Here is a 24,776-nt window from a genome sequence, read left to right on the forward strand (position 1 = left end):
TGTGGAGAAAAGTTAAACTAAAAGAACCGATGGCTCAATAAAACCAACAAAGCAGCCGGTCATTATGATCGGCTGCTTTCTTAAGTTAACGGGCAGGTTAGTGTAACTAAACTTGCTCATTGCTCGTTTATCAAGATATAGGGCAACTGATTCAAGGAGGTATATAATGAGAAGATTTGTATTGATGTTTATTTTTGCTTTCGCATTGGCTGCTTGTGATAATTCTAATGAAGATTTACCTGTTACCCAAGATGATCAGGGAATTCAGGATCTTCAAGCGGAAAACAATCAACTTAAGGATGAATTAGAAGCGGCTCAGAATACTTTGAATGAAATGGATATGAGTACAGTTAGAGGCCCTTTGAATGCAGCATTCAGGATAATTGACGCTATGAATAATAAAGATTACGAAGCCTTGGCAACATTATCTGTCCCTGAAGTAGCGTGGGATGATCAGGACGATACGTATACTTTACAAGATGATGAATCTAAGCAAAATGTTTCTCTCTTATCACCAATTGAGTTAGGGAACCTAGAGTATCGCGGATTTGATCCAGTGAGTGAGAATGAGGTTCAATTATTTTTGGCAAAAGTAGATGATGGAAATGTTGCCATCTATATTGATTTTGTGAAAACTGGGGATCAATGGCTATATAAAGGCCATTTAACCAATTAATTTTGAGGAGGATGTTATATATGAAGAAGAGAATTCTGATTCCCTTTTTTGTAATCGTTATTTCACTTACTGCATTAGTAGGACTAGCTTTTGCAAAAGGGACTATTAAAATTGTAGTAGATAATCAAGCTCTTACTCCTGATGTAGCACCACGAATGATTGATAACCGAGTGATGGTGCCTATCAGTTTTGTTTCAAAAGCATTAGGCGCTAATGTAAGTTGGAATCAAAAAAATCAAACTGTTACCATTACAGATAACAATCAGCCTCAGCAGGACGATGTATGGAAAGAAGAACTTGATCTAAGCGGAAGTAGTTGGTCTGGCGTTAAAAATCTTATTGCGGTCTATATCGCTGCTTATGATAGTCGTAATGATGAGTTAATCAAATCAGTTACAGTTGATGGATTTGATATGATCCCGATTGGTGGGATTTATCCGGCTATTATAGATTATAATATTATAGATGCCCAAACTACTAAAAATGGTATCAAGGTACGTGTGCGGGTTATATCTAATGAAGAGAAGCTAAGCGAAGAGATCTGGGATTTTGATATTGTGAAAGGAAAAATACAAAATTGGGGACGGGTAAGCACTGTAGATATCAATTCCTATGCTGTATTTCCAGGGCTTTCATTCAAAAATAATTAACTTGTTCTCAGAATAAAGTTAAAGTAAATGAAGCCTTCGTCTATGGACAAAGGCTTTGTTTACTGCTGTGTAGGCTTGTGATAAGGATCACCTGATCCGATCGCAACGATTCAATATGCATTAAAAGTCAAGGATGGCTCGATCACCACATCAATCAATATTGAGACGGGTAAACGGATATTCCCAAAATATGCATCCGTAAACTACCTTGGTGACGGAATGTACAGTGGGGTTCCGCTAGGGAACAATAGTAGGTATGTTATTTTCAATGCAAAAGGAAAAGAGGTATTCCGCTCAGGTATTGATGGTTGAACCGATTTGGTATATCATCCCGTCCGAGAAAGCTTACAACGAAAATACACGATTTACAAACGGGGATGGAAGAAGCTCATTCTCAGACATTAAGTGAGTAAACAAGAATTTTACCAACGTTCACACTGTAACCTTCTGGTGAATATATTACTGACATTTATAAAAGTAGGGGTGAAATACTTGGTTAGTTATAACTACGTAAGCAAAATTTCTGGGAAACCAATCTGCAATAGAGGTGTAATTGTCCAGACTGATGCTAAATTGATAGAGAAGCGTGAAATATTAAAGATTGAATTGAAAAAGAAGGGTAATAAATCTGTTTCAGTAATCATGATGAATCCATCAGAAGCCGATTCAGATAAGTCAGATGTAACAGTGAACAAAGTTATAGATTTTTTTATAGGACCGTCGCTTTCCCCTTTAAATGAACGGAACAGAAGGATAACTGATATTAAGTACTTGAATATCTTGAACTTATTATCTATATATAATCCCGATTCTACGGGTTTGAATAATGACCTCGATACTATTATCAATGAGCGGTCGAAGGAGTATTTGCAACTACTGCTTAAATCCAATATTGAACTAGCTATCCAAACAATAAAAGATTCAGACTACGTTGTATTAGCCTGGGGAATGCCAGATGAATTCCCTCTGCCGTTGTATTTTAAACTGGCAGCAATGGTTCTTGAAGAACTGATCAATTCGCCTAAAGAAATCTTTGTATTCCACGTTAAGAAATCAAAGGCGAGGTATCATTTGACCAAGCGTTTAAATCCACCGCATCCATCATATTGTAACTTACTCGGATTAGTCCGAGTTGATGTCGATGCATTTCTTCGAATAGCCCCAAGAGCATCTACTATTTCTACAGAAGATGAGCATTATGAGCAACAGGAACAGAAATAGCACACAGATTAATGGTTGTGAAAAGAGGGTTAACCAAGGAAGGGATTAGACAGTCATGTCGTAGGACAAGAATATTGTTCCATTCAAAGTCGCTGTAATAGCGACTTTTTTTGTTTTATAGATCAAGCGTGTCCTGAGCACATAGTCTGTTTACTGTTTAGGTGATTAGCTCATACATCACAGCCATTACATCACTATTTTGAGAAGAGGCAACCGAAATGAGTAGGTATGTAAAGGGGAATATAGTTAGTGAATCCAGCTGGTACGTTACCCATTAACAATTGCAAGGAGTTGTTCTCAGTCTTGATTCGCTTCTATTTTCATATGATTCTTTACATAGTAACCCAAGCACCCGATAAATACTTAGAGTTAGGATTATATCCAAGAAGGATGGTACGATAATGATAAGTCTTAAACGTATGACCGCTTGCTTAGTTTTAGCCACATTACTATTGGGATCTACAACTGCAGTAGCCGGATCCAAGAGACATGAGCAGAATGACAACGATATGACCAATCTGGAATGGAGGGGGATTCCAGTGATGGACATGAACGAACACTGGGCCAAGCGTCTATTTCAATGGGGTATCTCTCAAAATATCATCAATGGATATTCTGATGACAGCCTTAAGCCCGACCAAGTAATAACAGAGGCTGAATTCCTTAAGATGTTGTACAGAGCAATGGGTGTGGCCATTCCAAATGCAAGTGCAAATAGTGCATATCTTCCCAGTGAGAGTTGGACAGAAGGTCCCTACAGGATAGCTAAACTATACAATCATCCGACAGCGGGAGAAAACAACTTTTCGATGAGAATGAAGCCGATTACAAAACTAAGTGTTGCCGAAATTATCAGTGCATCTCAAGGTGTTCATTATACTGGTCAAGATGCTGTTACCTATCTGATCGGACATGGATTATCCAATAGTAAAGCTAATTCTCCGGAGCAGTTTGATGAGAAAAGCACACTTTCGAGGGCAGAAGCACTTCAGTGGATACGTCAGCTTGCTTTCCATGGAAAACTTAAGATTTATGAAAGACCAAAAGTTCCTACGGACCTCAGCCTTCTTCCTGATCTAATTGATCTACCTTCTAAAGTGATTCCTGGTTTCAGTACAGAGCCCGTAACTGATGAGGATTTGAATTTGTTCATTCATGGCGGTTTTTCAGATCTTAAATTTGGAGACTCGAAAAAATCCATTGATGAACAATTCGGAGAGTCTACAGAGCAGAATATCTTTAATTATAATATCTATCCGTTATTCAATGCACACTTTAACCAGAGTGGGGAATTAGATGGTTGGACTACTGATTCAGATACTCAGGATTCTTCTACTAGAGATTTTTCGCTACTTACCAAAAAAGAAATTGTATTGGGTAAAAGCACTTTGTCAGATATCATAGAACGATATGGGTCAGCTGGAGTGAGCCGCCAAGGGATCTTAGAGTATTTTTATATAAAGATGAACGATGGTACCTATCAGGATATTTCGATCTATGATCCAATTCAAAATATTGAAGATGTGTATACGATCACGTTTATTGTCAATGATGAAACCCAGGTGCTTTATCATATCATGGTGACATCATTAAAGACTGCTTGGTTTTATTAGAATAATATCTAAAAATGAAGGAAGCAGCTGATCCATGTGATTGGCTGCTTATATTTAGCTAACGGGATATTTTAGAAGACCCAAAGGGGGAATGAAATGAAGAGTATATAGCTTCGAACTATTCTGATCAGAATCCTGTCAAAAAGATAACATTTAAGCTGCGACCGTTCCTGGTATTCAACCGGGGAACGGTCGTTTAGTTTTTTCTAAAACAGTTCTGGTTGTAGAAGTAGCATGTATTCACTTACTTGCTGGTTTTAAGGCTTACATAGCAATCTTCACAGTTATCTTTCAATGGCTAAAAAATTAATTTTCCTTTTATCCCAACAAATAGATAAATTTAATGTATATATACAGCTATTTTCAACCAAAATATATAAAAAACTTCTTCAGTGGGTGAATTGACGATGACGATCACGTGCGAACAAATACAAAAAAAACTTAACGAGTTATTAAAGGAACAAATGAATTTGGATGATTTCAGTTTACCATCCGTTCCAACCGAGTTTTTGAACATTGAATTGAAAAACATCTGCATTCGAAATATTGACTCCGGAAAAAAACTGATTATCACAGCTGAGGAGATTGAACACGGTAGCTTATTTGTCTTGTGTGCGAATCGGACGAATACATCGCCTACTGAGTATCAGTACGTATTCTCTTTTAAATTTAAAGGGACTTACAAACTAGACCGTGTAAAGATACTTGGCAAAGAGATCAAGGAGCTTGGCTTTATCTCTCTGGACGTGACAGAAGCACTTTATGGAAGTGAAGAAAACGCACCAATTGGTACAGCCACGATACGTGCGTGGAATCAGATCATCCTCTCTGAACCAGATCAAGAGGAGTACACTTTACCAGAAGATGAAGCGATATTTCACGGGATACGCTTACTCGGAACGCTGCATATTGCGAACCTGGCCGCTTCGGTATCCTTATTTCTAGGCTTTAGAGAAGAGAAGTCGCTCATGAACCTCTCCAATTTAAATTCGGATGTACCCGATTATCGAAGAGAACTGTGGCAAGATGCCCAATATACTTTTGGACCGATAACACTGCGGCGAATCGGGCTCAAATATAGTCAAGGGTATCTTCACTTCCTTTTGGATGCTGTTTTAGCTTACGACGGCATTAAATTGCAATTAGCAGGGCTCGGAGTCAAAACACCTTTATTTTATTGGGACCCAAAACAGGAGTTACTTGGACTTGACTTAAGCTATGATATGGAAGCACTATCCATGGCCGGCAGTTTGCTCAAAAGTATCCTCGATACTGACAACGAATCTTACGCAGGAGCAATAGTTGTAGAAACGCTTGGCAGAAGTCTAACCGCAATCGGTTCCTATTCGGCCAACCCGGGTCATACTCCGTCCTTATTTGTATACGCAAAAACGAATCAGCCTCTGGGTGGACCGCCTTATTTATATGTCAAAGGCTTAGGGCTTGGCTTTGGCATTAACCGCAAGTTTCTGGAGCCCGCAATTGAAGATGTAAGCCAAGTACCATTGCTCTCCGATCTTGAACCGGATAAGGTTCTCTCTGAGTTAGAAGGAAAGAAATGGATAGTCGAAGAGCATGGTACGAATTGGCTTGCGGTCGGATTGGATTTTACTAGCTTTGGTCTAATCGAATCTAAAGCACTTCTAATCGGACAATTTGCAAAAGAATTTGAAATGTTACTTTTAGGGCGATCAGAGCTAAAAATTCCAAAAAACAATACGTCTCCTTATGTCTTTATTGAAATTGCGCTAAAGGGAGCATGGAAACCTTCAGAAGGCTTTGTAGGCGGAGAAGCTCTACTGACGGATAATTCCTTCCTTCTTCATCCTAATAGCAAAATAAAGGGCGGGTTTGCAGCTTCATTCTGGTATGACCAAGAGAATAAAGGAGATTTTGCTGTAACCTCTGGAGGATACCATCCACATTTTCTGATCCCTGAACATTATCCCAAGGTGCAAAGGTTGTCACTAAATTGGCCTATCGCAGGAGGGACAATTAAAGGTGAATCCTACTTTGCATTCACGCCTTCATTTGCCATGGGAGGCGGAAATTTAGAATTATCGTATGCCAAAAGTGGTGCTAAATTATCGCTGACTGCTTACGCAGATGTCCTCATCCAGTGGGAACCATTTCATTTTGAAGCAGCGTTCGGGGTCACAATCGCTGCTAGTTTACGGATTAGTATCAAACATGTCGGCTCAAAAACGTTCCATGTAGAGCTTGGAGCGGATTTGGAGATGTGGGGGACTCCAACGGGAGGGAAAGTAAGCATCCGATTTAAGTCGTTGCGACTTACGGTAGGATTTGGGGCAGATCGGAGTGGTGCCAAAGAAGGAAGCATAGAAGGTTTATTAGAGCTTCTTCCTAATACAGGCAAAATTTCTGAAGATTTCGTCGGCACACACATTAAATCTGGGTTGCTAAAAGAAACGCCTAACGATCATAGATGGATCGTCAGACCGGATGACATGTCCTTCGAAATCGAAACAAGTGTTCCGTTTACCAAACTTATGTTTCTTGGAGATCCGTACGATGCGCGTGATCAAAATGATCCAAGTCAAAAAACTCTTAGTATCAGACCTCTCGGTGTAAGCAATGTGCAAGATTCTACGTTGTCCGTGTCTGTGCTTCATATCGACAGTGACAGAACAAATGACAAATGTTGGGATTTTGTGTTTGAGCGTATGAACGTTCCGGAAGCTCTTTGGGGAGAGCCGATCGATCCAAAAGAAATGCGACCGGTTCAAAGCCAAATTCTACGAACCGTCAAGATAACCATATGGCCGAAGAAACCTGAAGACATAAAAGTGGGTGAACTACTTTTACCAGATGGGTTAGGTTTCGATAAGTTGGGTACCCGCTTGATTGATAAAGTATGGAGCAGACAAACACCAGGTGAGCCGGAAGCCCAGAGTGATGGAAATAAAATGCTTCAAATAATACAAGACACGATAAATAGAGATGATGTTCGTAAGAAAAGGAATCATCTCATCTCACAACTTATGACTGCAAAGATTTATAACGGAAAAAACGATCCATTGTCAGAGTTGAAGAAACAAGTACATCTTGTCTATACTGAACCCCCACTTCTGCTAAAACGATAAGGATGTGAAACGATGGCCCGAACTAGCCAGAAATTAATTAAAAACGGTAACGTGCAGATATATGACAAAAACAGACCCCCTCTTCCTGCAGGAAGCTATACGGTCACTTATTCGCAAGAGATTACTGGTGAGGTACCATTTTCCTCTAGCGTAAGGGAGCAGCAATTCCAAATCGATGGCCCGCGATTTTCAATCAACGAGCTTGAAATTAAGTCCAAACAACCATATGGAAAGGGCATCTATTGGAATGTAACACCCAATATTACATTTATAAACCCTAAATTGCCATGGTTACGTCAACTCAAAGCACCTTACGAGAATACGCCTTGGATGGCTCTGCTTGTACTTAGGGAAGACGAGTGGAACACAGAGGAAGGACAGCCTGAATCTGCTGAGGTCGGCACGTTTTTAAAACGTGATGACATCTTAGTTCCTTCTATACAGGGCAACTATGATCCCGGTGAAATTTGTAAATATGTACAGTTGCCATTAGGTAAAGCTAGAACGTTATTGCCTGAATCTGATGAGATGGAATTTCTTTCTCAAGCGCGGCTTGCCAGCGATCCTTCTGATCAGTTAGCGAAAGAGCAGGAAGTATCTCTTATTCTGTCAAAACGACTGCCCTATGTGGACCAGAGTTATGAGAAAGGACAGCGTTTTATATGCTATCTCGTCTCTATAGAAGGGCAAGAGGCTCACTTGACCTCCACAACAGAAGACGATAAGCAAATTGGGCTCATTGTGCTCAATTACTGGTCGTTTATTTCTCAGCCAGAATCAGGGGAATCGTTTCGCGAGTTGATGCAACACTTATTGAAGGGTGTGAAAGAGCAGCCGCAAGATGCTTGGTTAAAATATCCCGAAGAAGTAATTAATCAATTGCCAGTGGAAGCTAGACCTCGCCTGCAGGACGGTTATGTACCTTTGTGTTACCATACGTGGTCAGGGGAAGAGACCATGACATGGTATCGAGGTCCTCTAATTCCGAATAAAGATCACATCGAGCGGCCGTCTGAAAAGCCCAATTATACCTCTTATGAAGGAATGATCTATGATCCGGAGGTAGGATTGTTTGATAATTCTTGGAGTGTAGCATGGCAGTTGGGGAGAAGCATCGCGCTGGCCGATGAGAGTTTTCCAGCGTTACTTGCACACTGGAGGAAGCTATGGGGACAGTATTTTGATCAGGTGTCTGTTTACGGTCTTTCGCCAGTACCGTCTCCAGAACTTGATCTTCTTCAGGGCCTTACCCGTGATAGTGGGTGGGGATCAAACGTGCATCAAGCTCTGGTCTACAATTCAGACGTTAAAGTACCAACAGTTAAAAGAGAAGCTTGGAGGAAAAAGAAAAGGATCAAACGTGGAGATCCGATCGAACGAATCCGAAGAGTAATGGAAGACTTAGATCCGGATAACGAAGATATTGCCGCCAAAATTAGCTTAGCTAATACGAATGATGTTGATAAAGCAAGAAGCTGGTTAGAACAACTGGCGAATCTTGATTCATTGTTGTTGCCCTACTTTGTATCGGACGAGCGCATGCTCCCAATGAATGCAATCCGTTTCTTTCACGTAGATCAGCAGTGGATTGAATTTCTGCTAGATGGAGCAGCTAGCCTTGGTGTACAGAACGAGTTTGACGTGTTTATCAACCGATGGATACGAGGCTCGGTTAATCCTGACCGACCAAAGTTCGGTATGTTGCTTCGATCCTCACTTGTTTCCCGTTGGCCAGGTTTGCAGGTCGAAGGGTTGATAGGAACAACAAGACATCTTAAGGTTACAGGTGTACAACTGCAAGAACAGATCGCAGCCTACTTTTTCGATGATGTACCGGATTGTATCCAAATTATCGAACCGCATACCGTTCTGACTTACGGAATGAATACGGACGGAACGATTATGCTGCGAAACATTTCCGAGCAACAATTCGGGGAGCCTACTGGTCCTAGTATCTCAATAATGAATTACGTGGATAACATCGGGGTCATCAAAATTCGCGAACTTCAACAAGATATGAATTCAATGGTACAGCCGCAGCCCCACGACCCTTGGCGGCCAGCTCATTTCGTCCTTCAAATGATTAATGGAGCAGATCTCGGAGAATTTAAATTTAACTAGGAGGTTATTGCATTGCAGAAGCATGCTCTCGTAGTACCTGTAAAAGTCCATGCCTTTGTTACGGATTCGTTTGTGCAAAACGAAACGAACTTTAACCGATTTCAGATGGAATATGGAAAGTTGAATCAACATTTGTCACCTGAGCCTAAAGCATATCCAGACTCTCGTCCAAAGGATCAGGTTGACATTGGCGTATATCTTCACTGGCATCTACCTGCTGGTTTAACGGAAGTAAAGAAGAATCCTGATGGCACGATGGAATATCCAATCGTTCCTAATCGATGGATGGTTGTTCGAAAAATCACCTCTGGGTCTAATACCCAGACGATGGCATGGATCGTGACGAGCGATGAGCGGATTACCGATAATCGGAACTCAGACGGCAGCCCTTTTTGCCGGTACAACGAACGTACTTCACGCATCGAAACCTTTCAAATTGGAAAGAAACACCCTCTGTCCTCATGGAACGGAGACCGTGATCCAGATAAAAGGATGTATTTAACCGCTGGCGGTGCAGGGGATGTTACTTTCTCCTTTTTCCAGCCTAACTGCAATAATGTGTTCTCTATTCACGATCCTCTACTCGATCAACATGATGATGAGATTCTAGAGGCTGAAGTAGACTACAGCGTGTTAGGATGGTACTCGAATTCACGATATGATCCGCTTAATCAAGCAAGCGCTCCTGACGCATGGAGAAAGATTGCTGATGAATATGGCTGGCAAGCAGCGGATCAAACCACATATACGATAACATCGACCTTCTTCTCTGGGGGCGTGCAGCAGGTGAAATGGAAAAGGGATGTTAATCATCTCCTGTATCCCAGCCATGTTAACCCCAACCAGAAGGTCGTTGTAGGTCTTACTTCTGTAGATGCCATGGCAGAACTGTTAGGATCATATAATGTAGATAGGAACGAAGATATCGATCGTCTATTAGAAGCTTACCAATATAATCAACTTCGTACCTTCGACGAACCTGGAGAAGAAGAAACCTTGGAAGAGTCAATACATAAATCAGGCTTTCACTCTTCCTGTGGCGGAACGGTCTGGGTATTTGAAGATCGTGAAGATAAAGACCAGACCATGGACCCTTCCCGTGTGCAGCGAATCGTTCGACAGGAAGAAGAAATGCTGGCGGATCTAAACAGGCTCCAAGTCCGACTGGATAAAGAAAAACGTAAACTCGAGACGATAAAGCAGCATGCGTATGAGCTTTGGTGGAAATTTGTAAATAGAATTCCGGATCACCATCCACTCGAAGAATTAAGTAGGCAGCAATTACGCGTTGATCGACTGGAGTATCTCGTTCAAGAGCACATGGAGCAAATTATACAACATCAGCGGCACCATAACTCTCCGAAAAAGCTAACGCATTCGGCTATGCCAAGATTCTGGTCTCCAAAAGATCCTGTCGTCATGATAGCGGGATTACAAAAGTCATCCCTTGAACCGGATCAAGGAAATCTCCTCTGCACGATTTTGACGTACACAACAGATACAACATACAACTGTATGGAATTAAAGCTGGATCGTGTACCTCAGGCAATATCTGCTTTGCTTTGCGAACATCAAGACACGACCGGATTTCCTGTATGGACGCAGCCCTGGCTTCCTTTATTCTTGGAATGGGAAGTGGTATGGACACCAATCTTACATGAGAACTGGTCATTCGACGGATATGACCGAAACGCAAAGGCCAGTGATCATGAGACTCCAGATCGTATATACAAAGGTCGAACTTTACTTGGGCCTCACGCCATCTTTTCTCTGAAAGACCGGTTGTGTAAATTTGCAAGTGGGCTGGCTGAGAAACCACCAGAACATGTCTATCAATTTATTGATCATCTCACTGAATTGGATGTTCTATCCCAGACGCTCGGTGGGCTTCAACACCTCCTTCTACAAAGGGACACGAGAATGCACCCGTTACCTGATGAAAGTTGGGTACAGTTGAATAAGTTACTCGGGGATCAGCCACTTTCGATGCCGGATGCGGACAGTTTCGATCATGGAGATTTCAAGTACTTTCAACCGTATCGTTCCGGGCAGTTCGTCATCAAGCGCATGAGAGTAATCGATGGATTTGGTCGCGTAGAAGATATCCCGCTTAGTCTAACGCATTGGGATCATAGTCCGATGATCAGTGAGGCGCTTCGTACCGAAAATGAAGAACTCGGTGTGGCTGAATTAAAGCCCCGCCTGATGCAAGGGGCCAGGCTAAACTATAATTGGGCTTCAACAAAAACAGGTAAGGATATTCAGCTCGAGGCTGGATCAAGTCCTGTATATGGTTGGGTACTTCCAAACCATTTGGACCGCGGCCTCGCTATTTTTAATCCAAAAGGAGAACCGCTGGGACAAATTCGATTTAAGGGAAGAATTGAAAATCGGCAAGAAGTGGCCTGGTATGCTGCACCAGATACCAATTACGATACTCCTGATGCACTAAGGCGCACATACCCGGCGTTATATCAGTTTGTGAAAGGGATACTGGATTCTGAATATGAGGGCTTTGGAACGTTAATGAGCGTGATCGACGAAACTTCCTGGGTTATTGACCTTAAAAACAGGTTGTTTGATCAGTCAATGGCAGCATACATCGGCCGCCCGTTAGTACTGGCGAACGCTAAATTGTCGTTAGAAATGTACGGGGCACCGATGTCTTCCGTCCAAAATTTAGATCACCGTTACCTTGATAAGAAATTTGAAGTGAATCTAGGAAACATCTGGTTGAAACGGGATGGTTTACTGGGTTTCTATAAACCCGGCCATAAAGGATACTCCCGATTTTATTCTGTCGCAAAACCATGCTTTCGAATACTGGATGGGAACGGGAAGCCAGCATGCGCGAAAACTGATTATGTCCAGCAGATCGGCACGCAAGATGAAGCCTATGTGAAACTGAGCTTGAATGATAGCAGGCGAGAACATAATCAGTACATTACGATGTTAATGGACCCGTTTGCTAAGGTATATGCAAGGAGTGGATGTTTACCATGGAAGGAAATCGAGCTCCCGCAAAAGTTCAAACAAGAAGCACTGCAAAGAATTCAAGTCTATTTCAATGCTGGGCCATTGCTTACCACCAAAAAGTGTGGGGTGGACAAAGATGACTATCAGTTATTGCTTCCTAAACCTGGTGAACGATTTGGTAAATGGCATTGGAAGGAGCGATCCAATTCTGCTAAGCACGAATGGACAAGTTATCCGATAAAAGACCAGGATCAAAAAGACATGCCAACCCGGGAAAATCCAACGGTTCGGGAAGGGCTGTTCCAGTTGACTCCATTTGTAAAACAAACAAAAGATGAGTAAAGTAGGACACGGTTGACCGCTTCGGATTAACTGACTGTGCTTGCCTCACGTCCTGCCTATCGGCTAAGGACGATAATCACTGAACTCAAAAACAGCTGACCAACATAATCGGCTGTTTTTGTTCAGCTTCGGGATACTTTTTCTTTTAAATAAAAAATCAATTGAACAAGAAAAGCCCCGCCTATTGACGGGTCTTTATAATTGTAGATCGCAGCTTCTTCTTTCATTACCGACAATGTCGTCAGAGCGCAGAAAAGCTGTTTACGTTCGTTTCTTTTTTTCATTTAACAAACGAGTCCAGGTTTTAACGGGTGCAGTCAAGGATCTCCATGGCTTCAGCAATGCTGACAAGCTCTTTAGAAATCCAAGCAGCGAATTGTTTTTTTGGATTCAAAGAAATCACTACTTTTTGATTGAATGATTATAGCTGCAGACTTTATTCAGGAGCGATAAGTTACTGATAAGTCTGGTATTCTCTCTACCTATGATTTGGACGTCCATAACATAGGTAAGCCGCCTATCCATAAAAGAGAGGCGGCGAATTGGTGCTTAATTTTTTTTTGTTTGTGTATTAAAAACTTCTAAAAACTTTTGAAATTCGTCATTACTAGAAGTATAAACTTCTTTATCATGAATTAAATGAATTTGATAGTGGTTGAGGTCTGTGACTGAACTTATGGCTACATCTTGAAAACTGAAACTTTTTTCTACATTTCCACTAGCAGACAACAAATGAAATCCGTTGTGGCTTATAGCGAAAGTTTTGTTACCGTGTTGCAGCTCTGCTAGATAATTCATGATAATACCCCCATTTATAGATTGGCCTATAGAACATAGTACGTGGTTCCTTGCTTCAGTATTCCTAGTTTTAATACTTTTTTATACTCTACTTATTTAAATTAGATAGTAAAAATAAGCGTCTTTTATCCGCTTGGTCGCTGGTTTCAATCCCAGCTGCAAAAAACAAGAACATATTACCACTAAAGTCGCTATTCTAGCAGTTTATTTATTTTACCTTCCGATAAGTGCAAGGAAGGAAACCGTTTTTTGAGGGAATTTATTGTTAAGATAGTGTAACAGAAGATAACAAGGTATTGATTGCGACGATTTGTGGAGAACAGCCCACAGGTATTGTCCAGGATGAACAAGCTATTTCGCCCTAATTGCGGAGGTTTGGTTCCCTTTAATAAAGGGAAGGTAAGGACCCCAAGATGACTTGATCGTAGGTACTTATGCGTTACTGCGAAATGTCTGATCAGTCGGTAAACCGGAATTCGGGGGCGTATGATCCGTTAAGAATAGGCAACAACCACCTTCCAGTATTGGAAGGCAGTCGTTTTCTGTCTTGATAACTCTAAAGAATCACACTACATAACTCTCATATCCAATTAATTAACGATCGTGCTATTACTGCTCAATTAACGTTCATACTCTTCGGGGCCAACAAATATCCGCAAAATTCACTATATGGCCCCCTGTCTGCGATACTCGGATCAGTTATTTGATGATTACTATTGTCCGTTGATCGCGCTGGAGTCTGCCCAGGCTTATGAGCCCAATTACCGTCGCTACATTGACGATACCAATGATAATCTACAAACTCAGGCCCCGGTGCAACAACTAATGCCATAAGAAACCTTGGAATTTCTGTTTCGGGGGAGCAATTATCTATTTTATGACTACCATCTGCGATCGCCCCGTTTGTAACTTCTTCACAGCTTATATTACTGTAAAGCTTGCCAGATGCACGTCCAGGTTGCGCGAAGGTATCTGTTCTCCGGTTAGTTGCAAAATTATAACAATTGTTTTTTCGAAGATGTTCTGGTGCATTCCAAAAGTCTGGCTCAAATTGCACTTTTTCATAGGGACAAGGTAACGTTTCAGTTTTAAGTCTAATGTCATTTGACTTAAATTGAGGAAATGCTAATGCTGGCAAGACTTTAAGTTGTTTTAAAACCCATTCTCTTGGAAATAGTTCGAAATTTGATTCATAACCAAAAGTTGATGGATCTCCTGTCAACCCACTAACTAATCGTTCAGCGATTTCTCTGCCTTTGGATTCATGCATTGAAGCTCCATTAGCAAATGAAAAACTAGAAGGTAAATCATAAAATTGAGGGATGTAGTCTGATAGAAAATTAACTTTAACACCACGGAAACCCAATCTACTTGGGATTGTGTTAATTTCAGTAATGGCCCCTTTATTTAATGCAACCTCTTTTAGTAATTGCACAGCTTTATCTTCTGAAAGTATATACTCAGGGTTAGGTCTTCCTGAGTACATATCCAAAGTTATTTTAAGCATTTTTTCCTCCTTACAAAATTTCTTCTTATTGAGCATTCCCAATAAGAGTTTAATTATTCCTTTACACAAGAAAAGAAAAGTATACGGGGTAGGTGTAGAAGAATTTCCATTAAAGTCGCTGAGCACGAAGTGATATTTCATAATACAGGAGCCAACATGCCTTAGTTAAACTTCAGACTAGTGATCTCAAAAGCGAGGATTTTGACACTGTTTGTCGAATGAGTAGTTAGAGGTGGTAAATCATGGATGAACTAATCAGGAAAATAATAGCATTTAGAGATGAGAGAAACTGGGGACAGTTTCATAATCCAAAGGACCTTGCAATCTCTTTAAATCTGGAGGCAAGCGAATTGCTCGAGCTCTTTTAATGGAAGAGTAGTGGGGAGGCAATTGAGAAAAATCAAGATAAACTACAGGATGAGTTGGCTGATGTCCTTTATTACGTGCTTCTAATTTGCAATAAAATAGATGTAGATCCAAAGGAAGCATTGCTTAAGAAACTGCAAAAAAATGCCGAAAAGTACTCAGTAGACAGATTTTTTTTAGATCTAATAAGAAATACAGCGAATTTTAGAGAGGACATTAATATGACTCAAATCTTACTTCAGCCTGCAGCAAGTGAAAAATCATTAAAACATTTCAGCGAAACAATTCAGCAAAAAGTTCCCCAAAACATTCTTGGTGAATTTTTAAGTAAAGAGGAGCTTCACCAAGTCCAAAAGATTTATGGGGAAAACAGCGTGCCAGTATGGGGTGTAACAAAGTCCGCTGATCTAAGCAATAAAAGGCAGTGGAACAAAGTTAAAAAAGGCGATGTAGCTTTATTTGCAGGGAAGACTATTTACTCATCCGGAGTAGTAACTTTAAAACTACATAATATTGATCTGGCAAAGGAGTTGTGGCCGAAAACTGAGCACCCTTTTGAATACATTTATTTTCTAGATAATATTATCCAGCAAGATATTTCAAAGAAAGAACTCAACAGCCACATTGGTTATTCTATAGCTAACCCGATTCAAAAGTTTACTGTTCTTGATTCGGAGACTAGTCAGGTTCTGTTAGAGGAGTACGGCTATTTCAATTCCACAAACGTAAGTGATTTTTCTCGTGATTTTATGACTTTGGAGAGAAAACCATTGGTCAGATATGAGAAATACAGCAGGAAAGAGGTTCATGACATTTTTGATCCTTATACAAAATTTACCCCACAGACAGGGACATGGGGAATAAGAGGGATTATTCCTTTGAAAGAAACACCTAGCGATTTCGTTTTATTTGTAACGTATGGAAAAAAAGAAGCTCACCATACATTTGATGAAGAGATAAACATTAATGGACTAATGAATTGGCAATCTCAACCTAAGCAAAAGTTGAGTTCTAAAACCGTAAAAAAGCTAATTGATCACGATCATGAAAAAGGCAATATTTATTTGTTACTACGTACAGACGGCAATGATCCAAGATATATTTATATGGGAAAGTTAGCTTACGTCGAGCATGATCCTACGAAAGAAGAGCCAGTATATTTTAAATGGCAGATAATTGATTGGGATCTAGATAGAGCATCTTTATTAGGGATAGAGCTTGTTGATGAAATATCAGATTTAACGATTGTTCATGACAGTTTGGTACAAGAGCTTACTTTAGTTCCGCCGCCTCCTGATAAGAAACGAAATAAAAAGGGTGAGAACAGTTTTAGAGGAAGGAAAGTTGATTTCCTTCAAACTAATGCAAAGAATAAAATAGTAGGTGATCTCGGGGAAAAGTTGGTTGTCCAGTACGAAAAAGATAAACTTGTAGAAGCTGGAAGACCAGACCTGGCAGACGATGTGGAGCATTCTTCAGACCTTATTGGCGATGGTTTGGGTTACGATATAAAATCCTATACCCCTGACGGAGAAGTGAAATATATAGAAGTTAAAACAACTGTAGGTGATGTTCACACTCCGTACTATTTAACACTAAGAGAAGTATTGTTCTCTCAGGAAAAGAAAGACAACTACTATTTATACAGGGTTTACAACATAAATAACAAGCCCGAGTTCTGTATTTATCAAGGCAGCCTAGCTGAACAGTTAAATATGGAACCAGTACAGTATAAGGTGTACCCTTAATATTTTTTACTGGATGGTTTGCAGCCGAGTTAAGTATTAACGTTACCAAACGTCATTCACCAGTGATTGCAGGAGGAGCTCTTATTCGAATCGAATTACCGAACCGGAGCTGAATCTTGTTTGACAATAATTAAGTTGGCTGTTATGATCTATCCAATCTAATACTTATAAAAGCGGAAGCACCGCTTCATTCCCTCTAAGGGTTTGAAGTGGTGCTTTTTTTGCTTAAATAGGAGGAATTTAATATGAAAATGTTTATAAATACGACTGAGGAAATCACATTACTAACAAATAAATACTTGAGCTCATATGCTGATCTTCGTATAGAGGGATTTAAGACCCTCGAACAGGCAAACTACTTTGACTGGTCAATTAATCCACCTTTAGTATTAAAAATGGTTACAGAAATGAGTATGTTTCTTACCAGTGATTCATTTGTTATCATGATAGTAATTACTAATCCTGAACAGAATCTAAGTACATTGGTTGTTCTCCATGGAATGTTGGAAATTGAGAAAATACTGCGAAGTGTATACGAATACATAAGGAAACTCAATAATAATGATCCTCAGCATACTGTATCAATTTTAGCTTCGGTAGGTAGGTTACTCTATAGAGCCATAGAGCACATGTATTTTGGTGGAGACAACCTAGTTGAAATTAACGAGAGATTCAAAGATAAGATCATGGAACAGTATAGAATATTAGATGATGAGTATTGGATCGAATGTATTATTGAGTAAGTTGCGAAAAAATCCTTATTGAAGCCACTTTTTTAGCGGCTTATTTATCGTTACAAATTCTTGTCCCAATCCAAGGACACGAACCTCTTAAGCCATGGCGAAGTACGGCTAAATTCGAGTATCAACGGTGGGTCAGTCCATGCGTGGCAAAAGCTTATTGCAAACGTTTCTTTTCCTTAAGAGAAAATAACTAACGGGTATAACTGGCATCCCTATCAAACAGATCATTTAAAACCGATTAATAGAATAGGGTGACGAAGTTGGAGTGTCTCGCTCATATAGATCTCTCACCACCACAAAGAGCTAGGAGGAAATAGGGTGACTTTGGCTGTCAAAAAAGAGTGGATTAATCAGATTGATCCGAATGAAGTGATCTTATATCCACTTCAGTTTGCTAATACTGAACGATTAAACAATCATGGAAATGATGCAGTTTACTTATTTGATGAAGTGGGTAGCGGTAAGACAATAAGCAGCGGTATCATGGCACTTGATTTTCTGGAGCACAATCCAGGTGAAGATGTTTTAGTCATTACGACCAATGCTTTAGCTCGAAGTAGTGATGTTAAACCTAGGGGTCAGTTCCTCAATGACTGGTTTGACAAGCTCCCTTTCCAACAGTTGAGGTATGGCTCTAGGATTCAGGTCGTTAATAATCACCATACCAAATTCAAGACTCCGAGAAAATATGGTCTCGTAATTATTGATGAAGCCCACCTGTTTTTGGGTGAAGGGACTCAGCGTTATCACAACTTGACAAATAACATCACTGCCAAGAAAGTTGTATTTCTAACTGCAACTCCGATAAAGCAGGGAGTTCTTGATCTACATGTTTATCCACAAATCGCATCCGCCTTACTAAAGAAGCAGGTCGATACTGACTGGATCGATCAACTTCGGACAATTGGTAAGCAGCCTGAACAGTTGATCTGCAGCAAGTTCGATGTAAAGTTTCCGGTAACACGCTACTTCAAGGATACGATTAAATCCCTTGAGACGGAGGGGTATAATAAAACAAATGTTAAACGGTATGAGTCCGTTGTTTGGCATTATCAATCGCGTAGCAATAAGAATGAAGTGCTAGCCGAGAACTTGAAAACCTTGTATGAAAAGTCTAATGATAACCGTTTTATAGTATTCACCAGATACTTGGTTAAAGAAGTGGACGTCATTGCGGAGTATCTGGACTCAGCAGGTTTCGTGAAGTCCACTACTGAACTCCCTGACAAGCCGACTTATTATGTGGTCACTGGACGTAATCCGCGAGAATTGACAGACTTCTCGAGATCAGATAACCTTCCCACCGTTCTGATTTTGACGTATCAAATTGCAGAGCAGGGTATCAATCTGCCAGGTTATAACCATATTGTCAATTACCATATCTCTGCTTACCCATCGGCATTAGAGCAGCGTTACGGACGGATTGATCGTTTGAATAGTAAGAGCGAAGCGATCTACAACTGCTTCCTTGTTGGCTCTGGCTATTTTGACACGAGTTCATTAAACTTCCTCAATGCTATTGGCACTTGTCTTGGTTCGATGTTAAGCTACTTACCCTCAAGGAACACGATCTTATCGCCTGATATCTTGAAGCGGTATACGACCATGAGAAGTGAAGCAGAGAAGTATCTCGCCCGACTTTCTAAATCTCTTGAGGATCAGGGAGTAAGCGAACTTTATGACTATCTGACTGCGTGGGAAGCTATTCAAAATAATGCTACGAATGCAGTTCAGTCCGAAGCAGGAGAGATAGCCTTAGTGGAAGCCGATTCTGCCGCTTTATCCGAAGCGCTCGGTGTAGCATCTTTCGATACTGACCCTGTGTTAGCAGATGAGGATCAGAATGAGTTATTCGTGTTCTGCAGAGAAAGATTGTCTCTCGACCAAGATTTAAAAACGAATAGGAATGAAGCTGAAAAAGCACTGTTAGAAGATATTCAAAAACGTATAGACGAGTTTCGAGCAGACGTTTCTCTTAAAAGTAATGAGAAGGATAAGGTAGTTGAGTGGATATCAAGAAACGAAGGTATTTGGGATCACATCTTCTATGTTAATGATCAGTCAGCTGATTGGATACAGCTTGATGTTGGTCGTATCGATGCTGTTGAGGGGTGTGCAAAATTCATCTCGGATAACAGCGAATATGAATCTTATCTTGAGATGTTCAACGAACAGATTCGTATTCCGAAGGCGTTCCAAAAGTATCGCGCGCTCATTAATAGGGGGTTCGAGGAAGCCTTTGAAGCGAATAGGTTTGATATCTTATTCCCCTCCCTTGTAAACAGCACGTACATAGAGAAGTTTAAAGCTCACTTGAAACCGATTCTTGATGCCAGACTAGAGACTCAGGCTAAAGCCGATTTTGAAGCTAAGATTTCACCTATGCCCGAAGCCAACAATAAGATCAGCGACTTGGTAATCGATAATATTGATAAAATAATTCCTAGCCTACCTTTGTTCAAGCTGATGGAGCTATACAAGCTAGAGCTTAAAGAGCTAGCTCGAATCGAGAACGGAGCTTTGCGGGACAAATTTCATGGAGAGGTACATGTTTTTGCGACAGCAATGGGTCGCCTAAGAAATAGTCGAGTGAATGTTTCAAATGAGTTCAACGAGAAGTATTTTGGGCATATTAAGGGTAAGGAATATATTAACTTTAAAGAAGAATTTAAATCCTTCTTCGAGGTTGCCTTCACCCAAGAAATTGTTGAGGATGGGGTAACGAAGAGGATTAGCGCAGCAAGCAATTGGTTAAAGCTGGCATACCATATGTCGCGTAAAGAATCTGTATATTGCATATTGGATTATTTTTATGGTGTTAAGAGACTGGCGAGAATAGTTGATTATCCAAGTGGTTCCATCGCTCCACCGCGGGGAAGTCGTTCACTCTTTACATATTTCATTGAGCGGAATAGCAGCAGCGGCTTCCGTACATGGGCTGAGAGGCATTTTGTTGATGATATTGCTAAACCTGACTATGTGTGGTCTGAAGATTATTGGACAAAAGGTGTTCTAAAAGAAGTAAAAGATCTGAATTATGGTAATTAGGTCAGAATAATAATGAAGAGATCAAACTGCTGATGCTCTCAGCAGTTTTTTCTTCATTTAGGGTAATTGAGTTCGTCAATCGTGTTGGTCAGGAACCCCGAATCACATCTTTAAGGAAAATAGAGTTAGTCACTAAATTTAGTGGGATAAAATACAAGCGAAAAATGAATGCTTGCTCCTGAAGTAATCTCTCTTGGGGATAAGGTTATTGAACTGTTATCGGATAACAGAATTGTTTTGGATGACTTATCTCGCGAAATAGGACTCAGTAATGAAAGACTAGTACCGTTTTGTATGGGTAACCAGGAAGTGACTCATGATCTTGCCGAAAAATTTGTTAAAGTGTTCAGCCCACCAGCTGATTTTGGCTGGCCATAGATAAGGACTACCATGATTCACTAAAAAATGTACAGTGATTAGTCTCATCGAAAAAAGTTGTTAGCTTGGAAAAAAACTCTTCACCTTTTTGCTAAAGATGTTGGGCCTTAGGCAAAATGCAGTTAGCAATGCCAATAAATTAACGCTGGTTTACTGACTTTAGATATACTTTTAATAAACAATGGGATAAAATACCTATTTATTATACATGGCACATGGTAAAATATTCTTATAAATGACAAGTTTAAGTGGGATTTAGGATTCGTAATTACCTACGCTCATCATATGTTATGAGGGTAGGTAACTGTTGAAATTTAGTAGCATTATTTTAGCGATCCTCTTTAGTATATTGGCGGGAACATCGACTTCTGTGGCCAGTGGATTGGGACTCGATAAAGGCTTTAGCAGTACTTAAGATTACATAACTATGAACGACTTGCCTAAAAGTAGGATTTTAGAGATTGACATAAAGGGAGAAACTGGATTCTTGCTTTATGTGAACTTCTAACTAGAAGTTTTCAATAGGTTTACGCAAAACCATAAATGCGAAATTAGAAAAAGGGGATACCAGCAATATGAGGAAAGCGAAATTCAGTAAGTTATTATCATTAGTTTTATCAGCTAGCATGTTAGTAGCAAGTGTACCATTCGGGGAAGGGAAGGTTAGCGCTGCGGACACGAATACTGTCACTTCTGAAGGAGTGCTATTATCGAGCCCGGCTAACTTACAAGTACAAACAACAGATCATGAAATCAATGCTACTTGGGATGCAGTAGATGGGGCAGAAAAGTATATTATGACCATAGACGGAAACCGTGTTTATGAAGATAAAGAAACCAGCTTCATTACATATATGCCTCCGAATACTTCCTATGAAATCGCAGTTTGGGCCATCGATCATGCCGGTACAGCAAGTGAAAAATCAATAGTGATCGCGAAAACTAAAGAGAAGTTAACACCTGAATCTCCAAAGTTTAATGTCACTACAGATGAAACTTCCCTCACTGTAAGTTGGGAAGCTGCTGAAAGAGCAACAAGTTACGTGGTTCGTGTAGATAACAAGGAAGTTTATCGTGGAACTGATCTATCATACACCCTTACAGGATTAATACCAAAAACGAGTTACGTTGTAGATTTTTGGTCTGAAAATGAGCATGGAACTAGTGGTGAACAACGTGATACTGTAACAACAAAAGATCCAGACAAACTACCCGCTCCCAAAGGGCTGAAGGTGGAGTCAACTTGGAACACAATCACACTTTCATGGGACCCTGTTGAGGGTGCGAACACATACTGGGTACAAAAAAACAATAGCTTTTTGTACGAAGGCCCGAACACGTCTTACACGATCACTGATTTGGAGCCGGATCATCCGTATTCCCTTTATGTGTACGGGTTAAATAAATCTCCGTCAAGTTTTACTATACAGGGAGAGCCCGGTAGGATCATGGGGGTAACAAAGAAATTACCAGAACCGAATAATTTTGTAGCCATTCCTAAATCAACTTCAGTTAATCTATCTTGGGATGCTGTTGAAAAAGCAGACGTTTACAAGGTCATGCGTGGAAAATTAATCATTTATGAAGGTCCTCTAACTACATTCGTAGATACGGGTTTAAATGAAGGTGAAACCTATAATTACTCTGTCTTAGCAATGGATTATTTTACCTCTGGTTTACCTGCCTATACGAGTGTAAAAACATTGATTCCACCTCAACTTCCGTATCCTGAAAACTTTCGAGTGACGGAATTACAATATAATAAAATTCGTGTTGATTGGGATGCTGTTGATGGAGCGGATGAATATGAGATCTCCCGTGACGGGATGACTATTGGTATTCCGATGGGTACATGGTGGACAGAGGATCTTGAAGACATCTGGTCTGGCGCAACTTACACCTACAGAGTCGCTGCTCTTAGAAAAGGTGTTAAAGGTAAAGTTGCGATGAAGGTCGTCACCATTCCCAATGAGCCAGTGCAAGGTCAAGCACCGAGTGGTGATCTAGCACTGAAGGTGAATAGAGTCTACCATGATCGGGTTGGACTGAGTTGGGCTACAGTTACAGGCGCGACGTATTACGATGTATTTCAAGATGACACAAACAAAGTATGGACCGGTTCAATAAATTCAATGACAGTGGGGAATGTGGGTCCGGAAGAAAGCCACTCCTATAAAGTAGTTGCTGGAAATGCTGATGGCACATTGGAATCGAACGTCATCGAAGTAACCACTCCAGCAGCACCGAAGCCTATTGTCATCACGCCATCGCAACCGATGGAAGGAACGATTACTTTTGACTTTAATGCTATCGAGGGTGCTGTAACATATGTAGAGCGAAACCCACAAACCACGTACACACCTCTAGGTGACGGGACCTATCGCAAAACATTCCTTAACTCTGCAACTGGTGAGAGTCGTGACGATGGAATTGTTTCCCCAGTCAATGGCAAGCTGAATTTTAGCGAGACAGACGTATATCCTAACAGGACATACAACTATGAGATCGTTGCTGTTGTGAAGAATGCAGATGGAACGGAATCAGTTGTAGCTAAAGAAGACATCAGTGTCACCGCACCAGCAGATGGCGGTGGGGCAACTGTTCCTGGAACGATTGTCGATCCGGGTACTGGCACACCAACCAACCCAGGTACTGGTAATGGTGGTGGCACCGCGCCGACTACTCCAGCAACACCAGGAACTGGTGGGGCGGTTACAAATCCATCGTCCGGAGGGAGTTCGCCAAGTGGAACCAACGCCAATGGAGGAACAGAAGTTACTGGAACAGTAGCGGTTCCAGGATCCAAAGATGATCATGACGTTGATGTTATTCCTGAAGAAGAAACAGAGCCTAAAACCTATTCTGATATAGATGGTAGTTATGCAAAGGAAGCAATTCTCTCTCTAGCTTCAAAAGGAATTGTTAAAGGTTACGCCGACGGGACTTTTGGGGTCAAGAAGGAAGTAACCAGAGCTGAATTTGCAATCTTCCTAAATCGTGCCTTGGGGTACACATCATCATCATCATCGTATACTGGAACGTTTAAAGATATCGATCCAGGAGCTTGGTATGTGTCAGAGCTTAACTCGGCCATTGAACATAATATTACTAAAGGGTTCAATGATAATACCTATCGTCCAAATGAGGTCATTTCAAGAGAGCAAGCTGCGAGCATGCTTTCAAACGTGTTGTTGAAAAATGGATCATCACTGTCGTCTGCCGCTCAATATAAAGATCAAGCAAACATCGCAACTTGGGCAAAAGAGAGTGTAGAACTTGTGACCCAAGAGTCTGTGATGAGTGGGTACCCCGGTAACAAATTCATGCCGAAACGTTCCTTAACTCGAGAAGAAGCAGCAATGATGATTTATAATCTAGTTAATATCATTAAATAACAATTCAACAAAGTTTAGGTCGGTTTTCGATGTGATTCATCGAGCCGTCCTAATCTTTTCTTGTTTTAAGACACATCAGTAGTAGATTTG

At 40.7% G+C, this 24,776-nt stretch carries 14 protein-coding genes and 1 pseudogene; 13 read left to right on the forward strand and 2 right to left on the reverse strand.

Features of this window, described 5'->3' with window-relative positions; translation table 11 throughout:
- Nucleotides 1-166 precede the first annotated feature (166 nt).
- From NST38_RS31395 to NST38_RS31425, 7 genes are all read left to right on the forward strand, one after another.
- Complete coding sequence (locus NST38_RS31395) at nucleotides 167-676, forward strand: hypothetical protein (RefSeq protein ID WP_341344441.1); 510 nt, start codon at nucleotides 167-169, stop codon at nucleotides 674-676.
- 20 nt (nucleotides 677-696) lie between these two features.
- On the forward strand, nucleotides 697-1,326 hold the full coding sequence (locus NST38_RS31400; RefSeq protein ID WP_341344442.1) for a copper amine oxidase N-terminal domain-containing protein: 630 nt from the start codon (nucleotides 697-699) through the stop codon (nucleotides 1,324-1,326).
- A 405-nt stretch (nucleotides 1,327-1,731) separates the two neighbouring features.
- Nucleotides 1,732-2,547, forward strand: a complete 816-nt coding sequence (locus NST38_RS31405) for a DUF1643 domain-containing protein (RefSeq protein ID WP_341344443.1) — start codon at nucleotides 1,732-1,734, stop codon at nucleotides 2,545-2,547.
- A 542-nt stretch (nucleotides 2,548-3,089) separates the two neighbouring features.
- Entirely contained in the window at nucleotides 3,090-4,160 is a 1,071-nt protein-coding gene (locus tag NST38_RS31410) for an S-layer homology domain-containing protein (RefSeq protein ID WP_341344444.1), read from the forward strand.
- A gap of 407 nt (nucleotides 4,161-4,567) precedes the next feature.
- On the forward strand, nucleotides 4,568-7,264 hold the full coding sequence (locus NST38_RS31415; protein ID WP_341344445.1) for a DUF6603 domain-containing protein: 2,697 nt from the start codon (nucleotides 4,568-4,570) through the stop codon (nucleotides 7,262-7,264).
- A 12-nt stretch (nucleotides 7,265-7,276) separates the two neighbouring features.
- Nucleotides 7,277-9,385: a hypothetical protein gene (locus NST38_RS31420; protein ID WP_341344446.1), complete on the forward strand. Its 2,109-nt coding sequence runs from the start codon at nucleotides 7,277-7,279 to the stop codon at nucleotides 9,383-9,385.
- A gap of 12 nt (nucleotides 9,386-9,397) precedes the next feature.
- Entirely contained in the window at nucleotides 9,398-12,703 is a 3,306-nt protein-coding gene (locus tag NST38_RS31425) for a hypothetical protein (RefSeq protein WP_341344447.1), read from the forward strand.
- A gap of 549 nt (nucleotides 12,704-13,252) precedes the next feature.
- Here NST38_RS31425 and NST38_RS31430 read toward each other — a convergent pair.
- Nucleotides 13,253-13,501: a hypothetical protein gene (locus tag NST38_RS31430; RefSeq protein WP_341344448.1), complete on the reverse strand. Its 249-nt coding sequence runs from the start codon at nucleotides 13,499-13,501 to the stop codon at nucleotides 13,253-13,255.
- Between the two features lie 616 nt (nucleotides 13,502-14,117).
- Entirely contained in the window at nucleotides 14,118-15,008 is an 891-nt protein-coding gene (locus NST38_RS31435; protein ID WP_341344449.1) for a hypothetical protein, read from the reverse strand.
- 242 nt (nucleotides 15,009-15,250) lie between these two features.
- Here NST38_RS31435 and NST38_RS31440 point away from each other — a divergent pair.
- The 6 genes and pseudogenes from NST38_RS31440 to NST38_RS31465 all read left to right on the forward strand — a co-directional run bounded on the left by NST38_RS31440 (nucleotide 15,251) and on the right by NST38_RS31465 (nucleotide 24,686).
- Nucleotides 15,251-15,582, forward strand: a pseudogene (locus tag NST38_RS31440) (nucleotide pyrophosphohydrolase).
- Nucleotides 15,583-15,595: 13 nt separating this feature from the next.
- Nucleotides 15,596-17,122, forward strand: a complete 1,527-nt coding sequence (locus NST38_RS31445) for a DUF3427 domain-containing protein (protein WP_341344450.1) — start codon at nucleotides 15,596-15,598, stop codon at nucleotides 17,120-17,122.
- Nucleotides 17,123-17,367: 245 nt separating this feature from the next.
- Nucleotides 17,368-17,865 (forward strand): hypothetical protein, encoded by a 498-nt coding sequence (locus NST38_RS31450; protein WP_341344451.1) that lies wholly within the window; start codon nucleotides 17,368-17,370, stop codon nucleotides 17,863-17,865.
- A 318-nt stretch (nucleotides 17,866-18,183) separates the two neighbouring features.
- Nucleotides 18,184-20,913: a helicase-related protein gene (locus NST38_RS31455; RefSeq protein ID WP_341344452.1), complete on the forward strand. Its 2,730-nt coding sequence runs from the start codon at nucleotides 18,184-18,186 to the stop codon at nucleotides 20,911-20,913.
- A gap of 168 nt (nucleotides 20,914-21,081) precedes the next feature.
- A complete protein-coding gene (locus NST38_RS31460; RefSeq protein WP_341344453.1) occupies nucleotides 21,082-21,291 on the forward strand; it encodes a hypothetical protein in 210 nt (69 codons plus the stop codon).
- A 575-nt stretch (nucleotides 21,292-21,866) separates the two neighbouring features.
- Nucleotides 21,867-24,686: an S-layer homology domain-containing protein gene (locus NST38_RS31465; protein ID WP_341344454.1), complete on the forward strand. Its 2,820-nt coding sequence runs from the start codon at nucleotides 21,867-21,869 to the stop codon at nucleotides 24,684-24,686.
- The last annotated feature ends 90 nt before the right edge of the window (nucleotides 24,687-24,776 follow it).

Source organism: Paenibacillus sp. FSL H8-0104, assembly GCF_038050215.1.
GTDB classification, from domain to species: domain Bacteria; phylum Bacillota; class Bacilli; order Paenibacillales; family Paenibacillaceae; genus Paenibacillus; species Paenibacillus amylolyticus.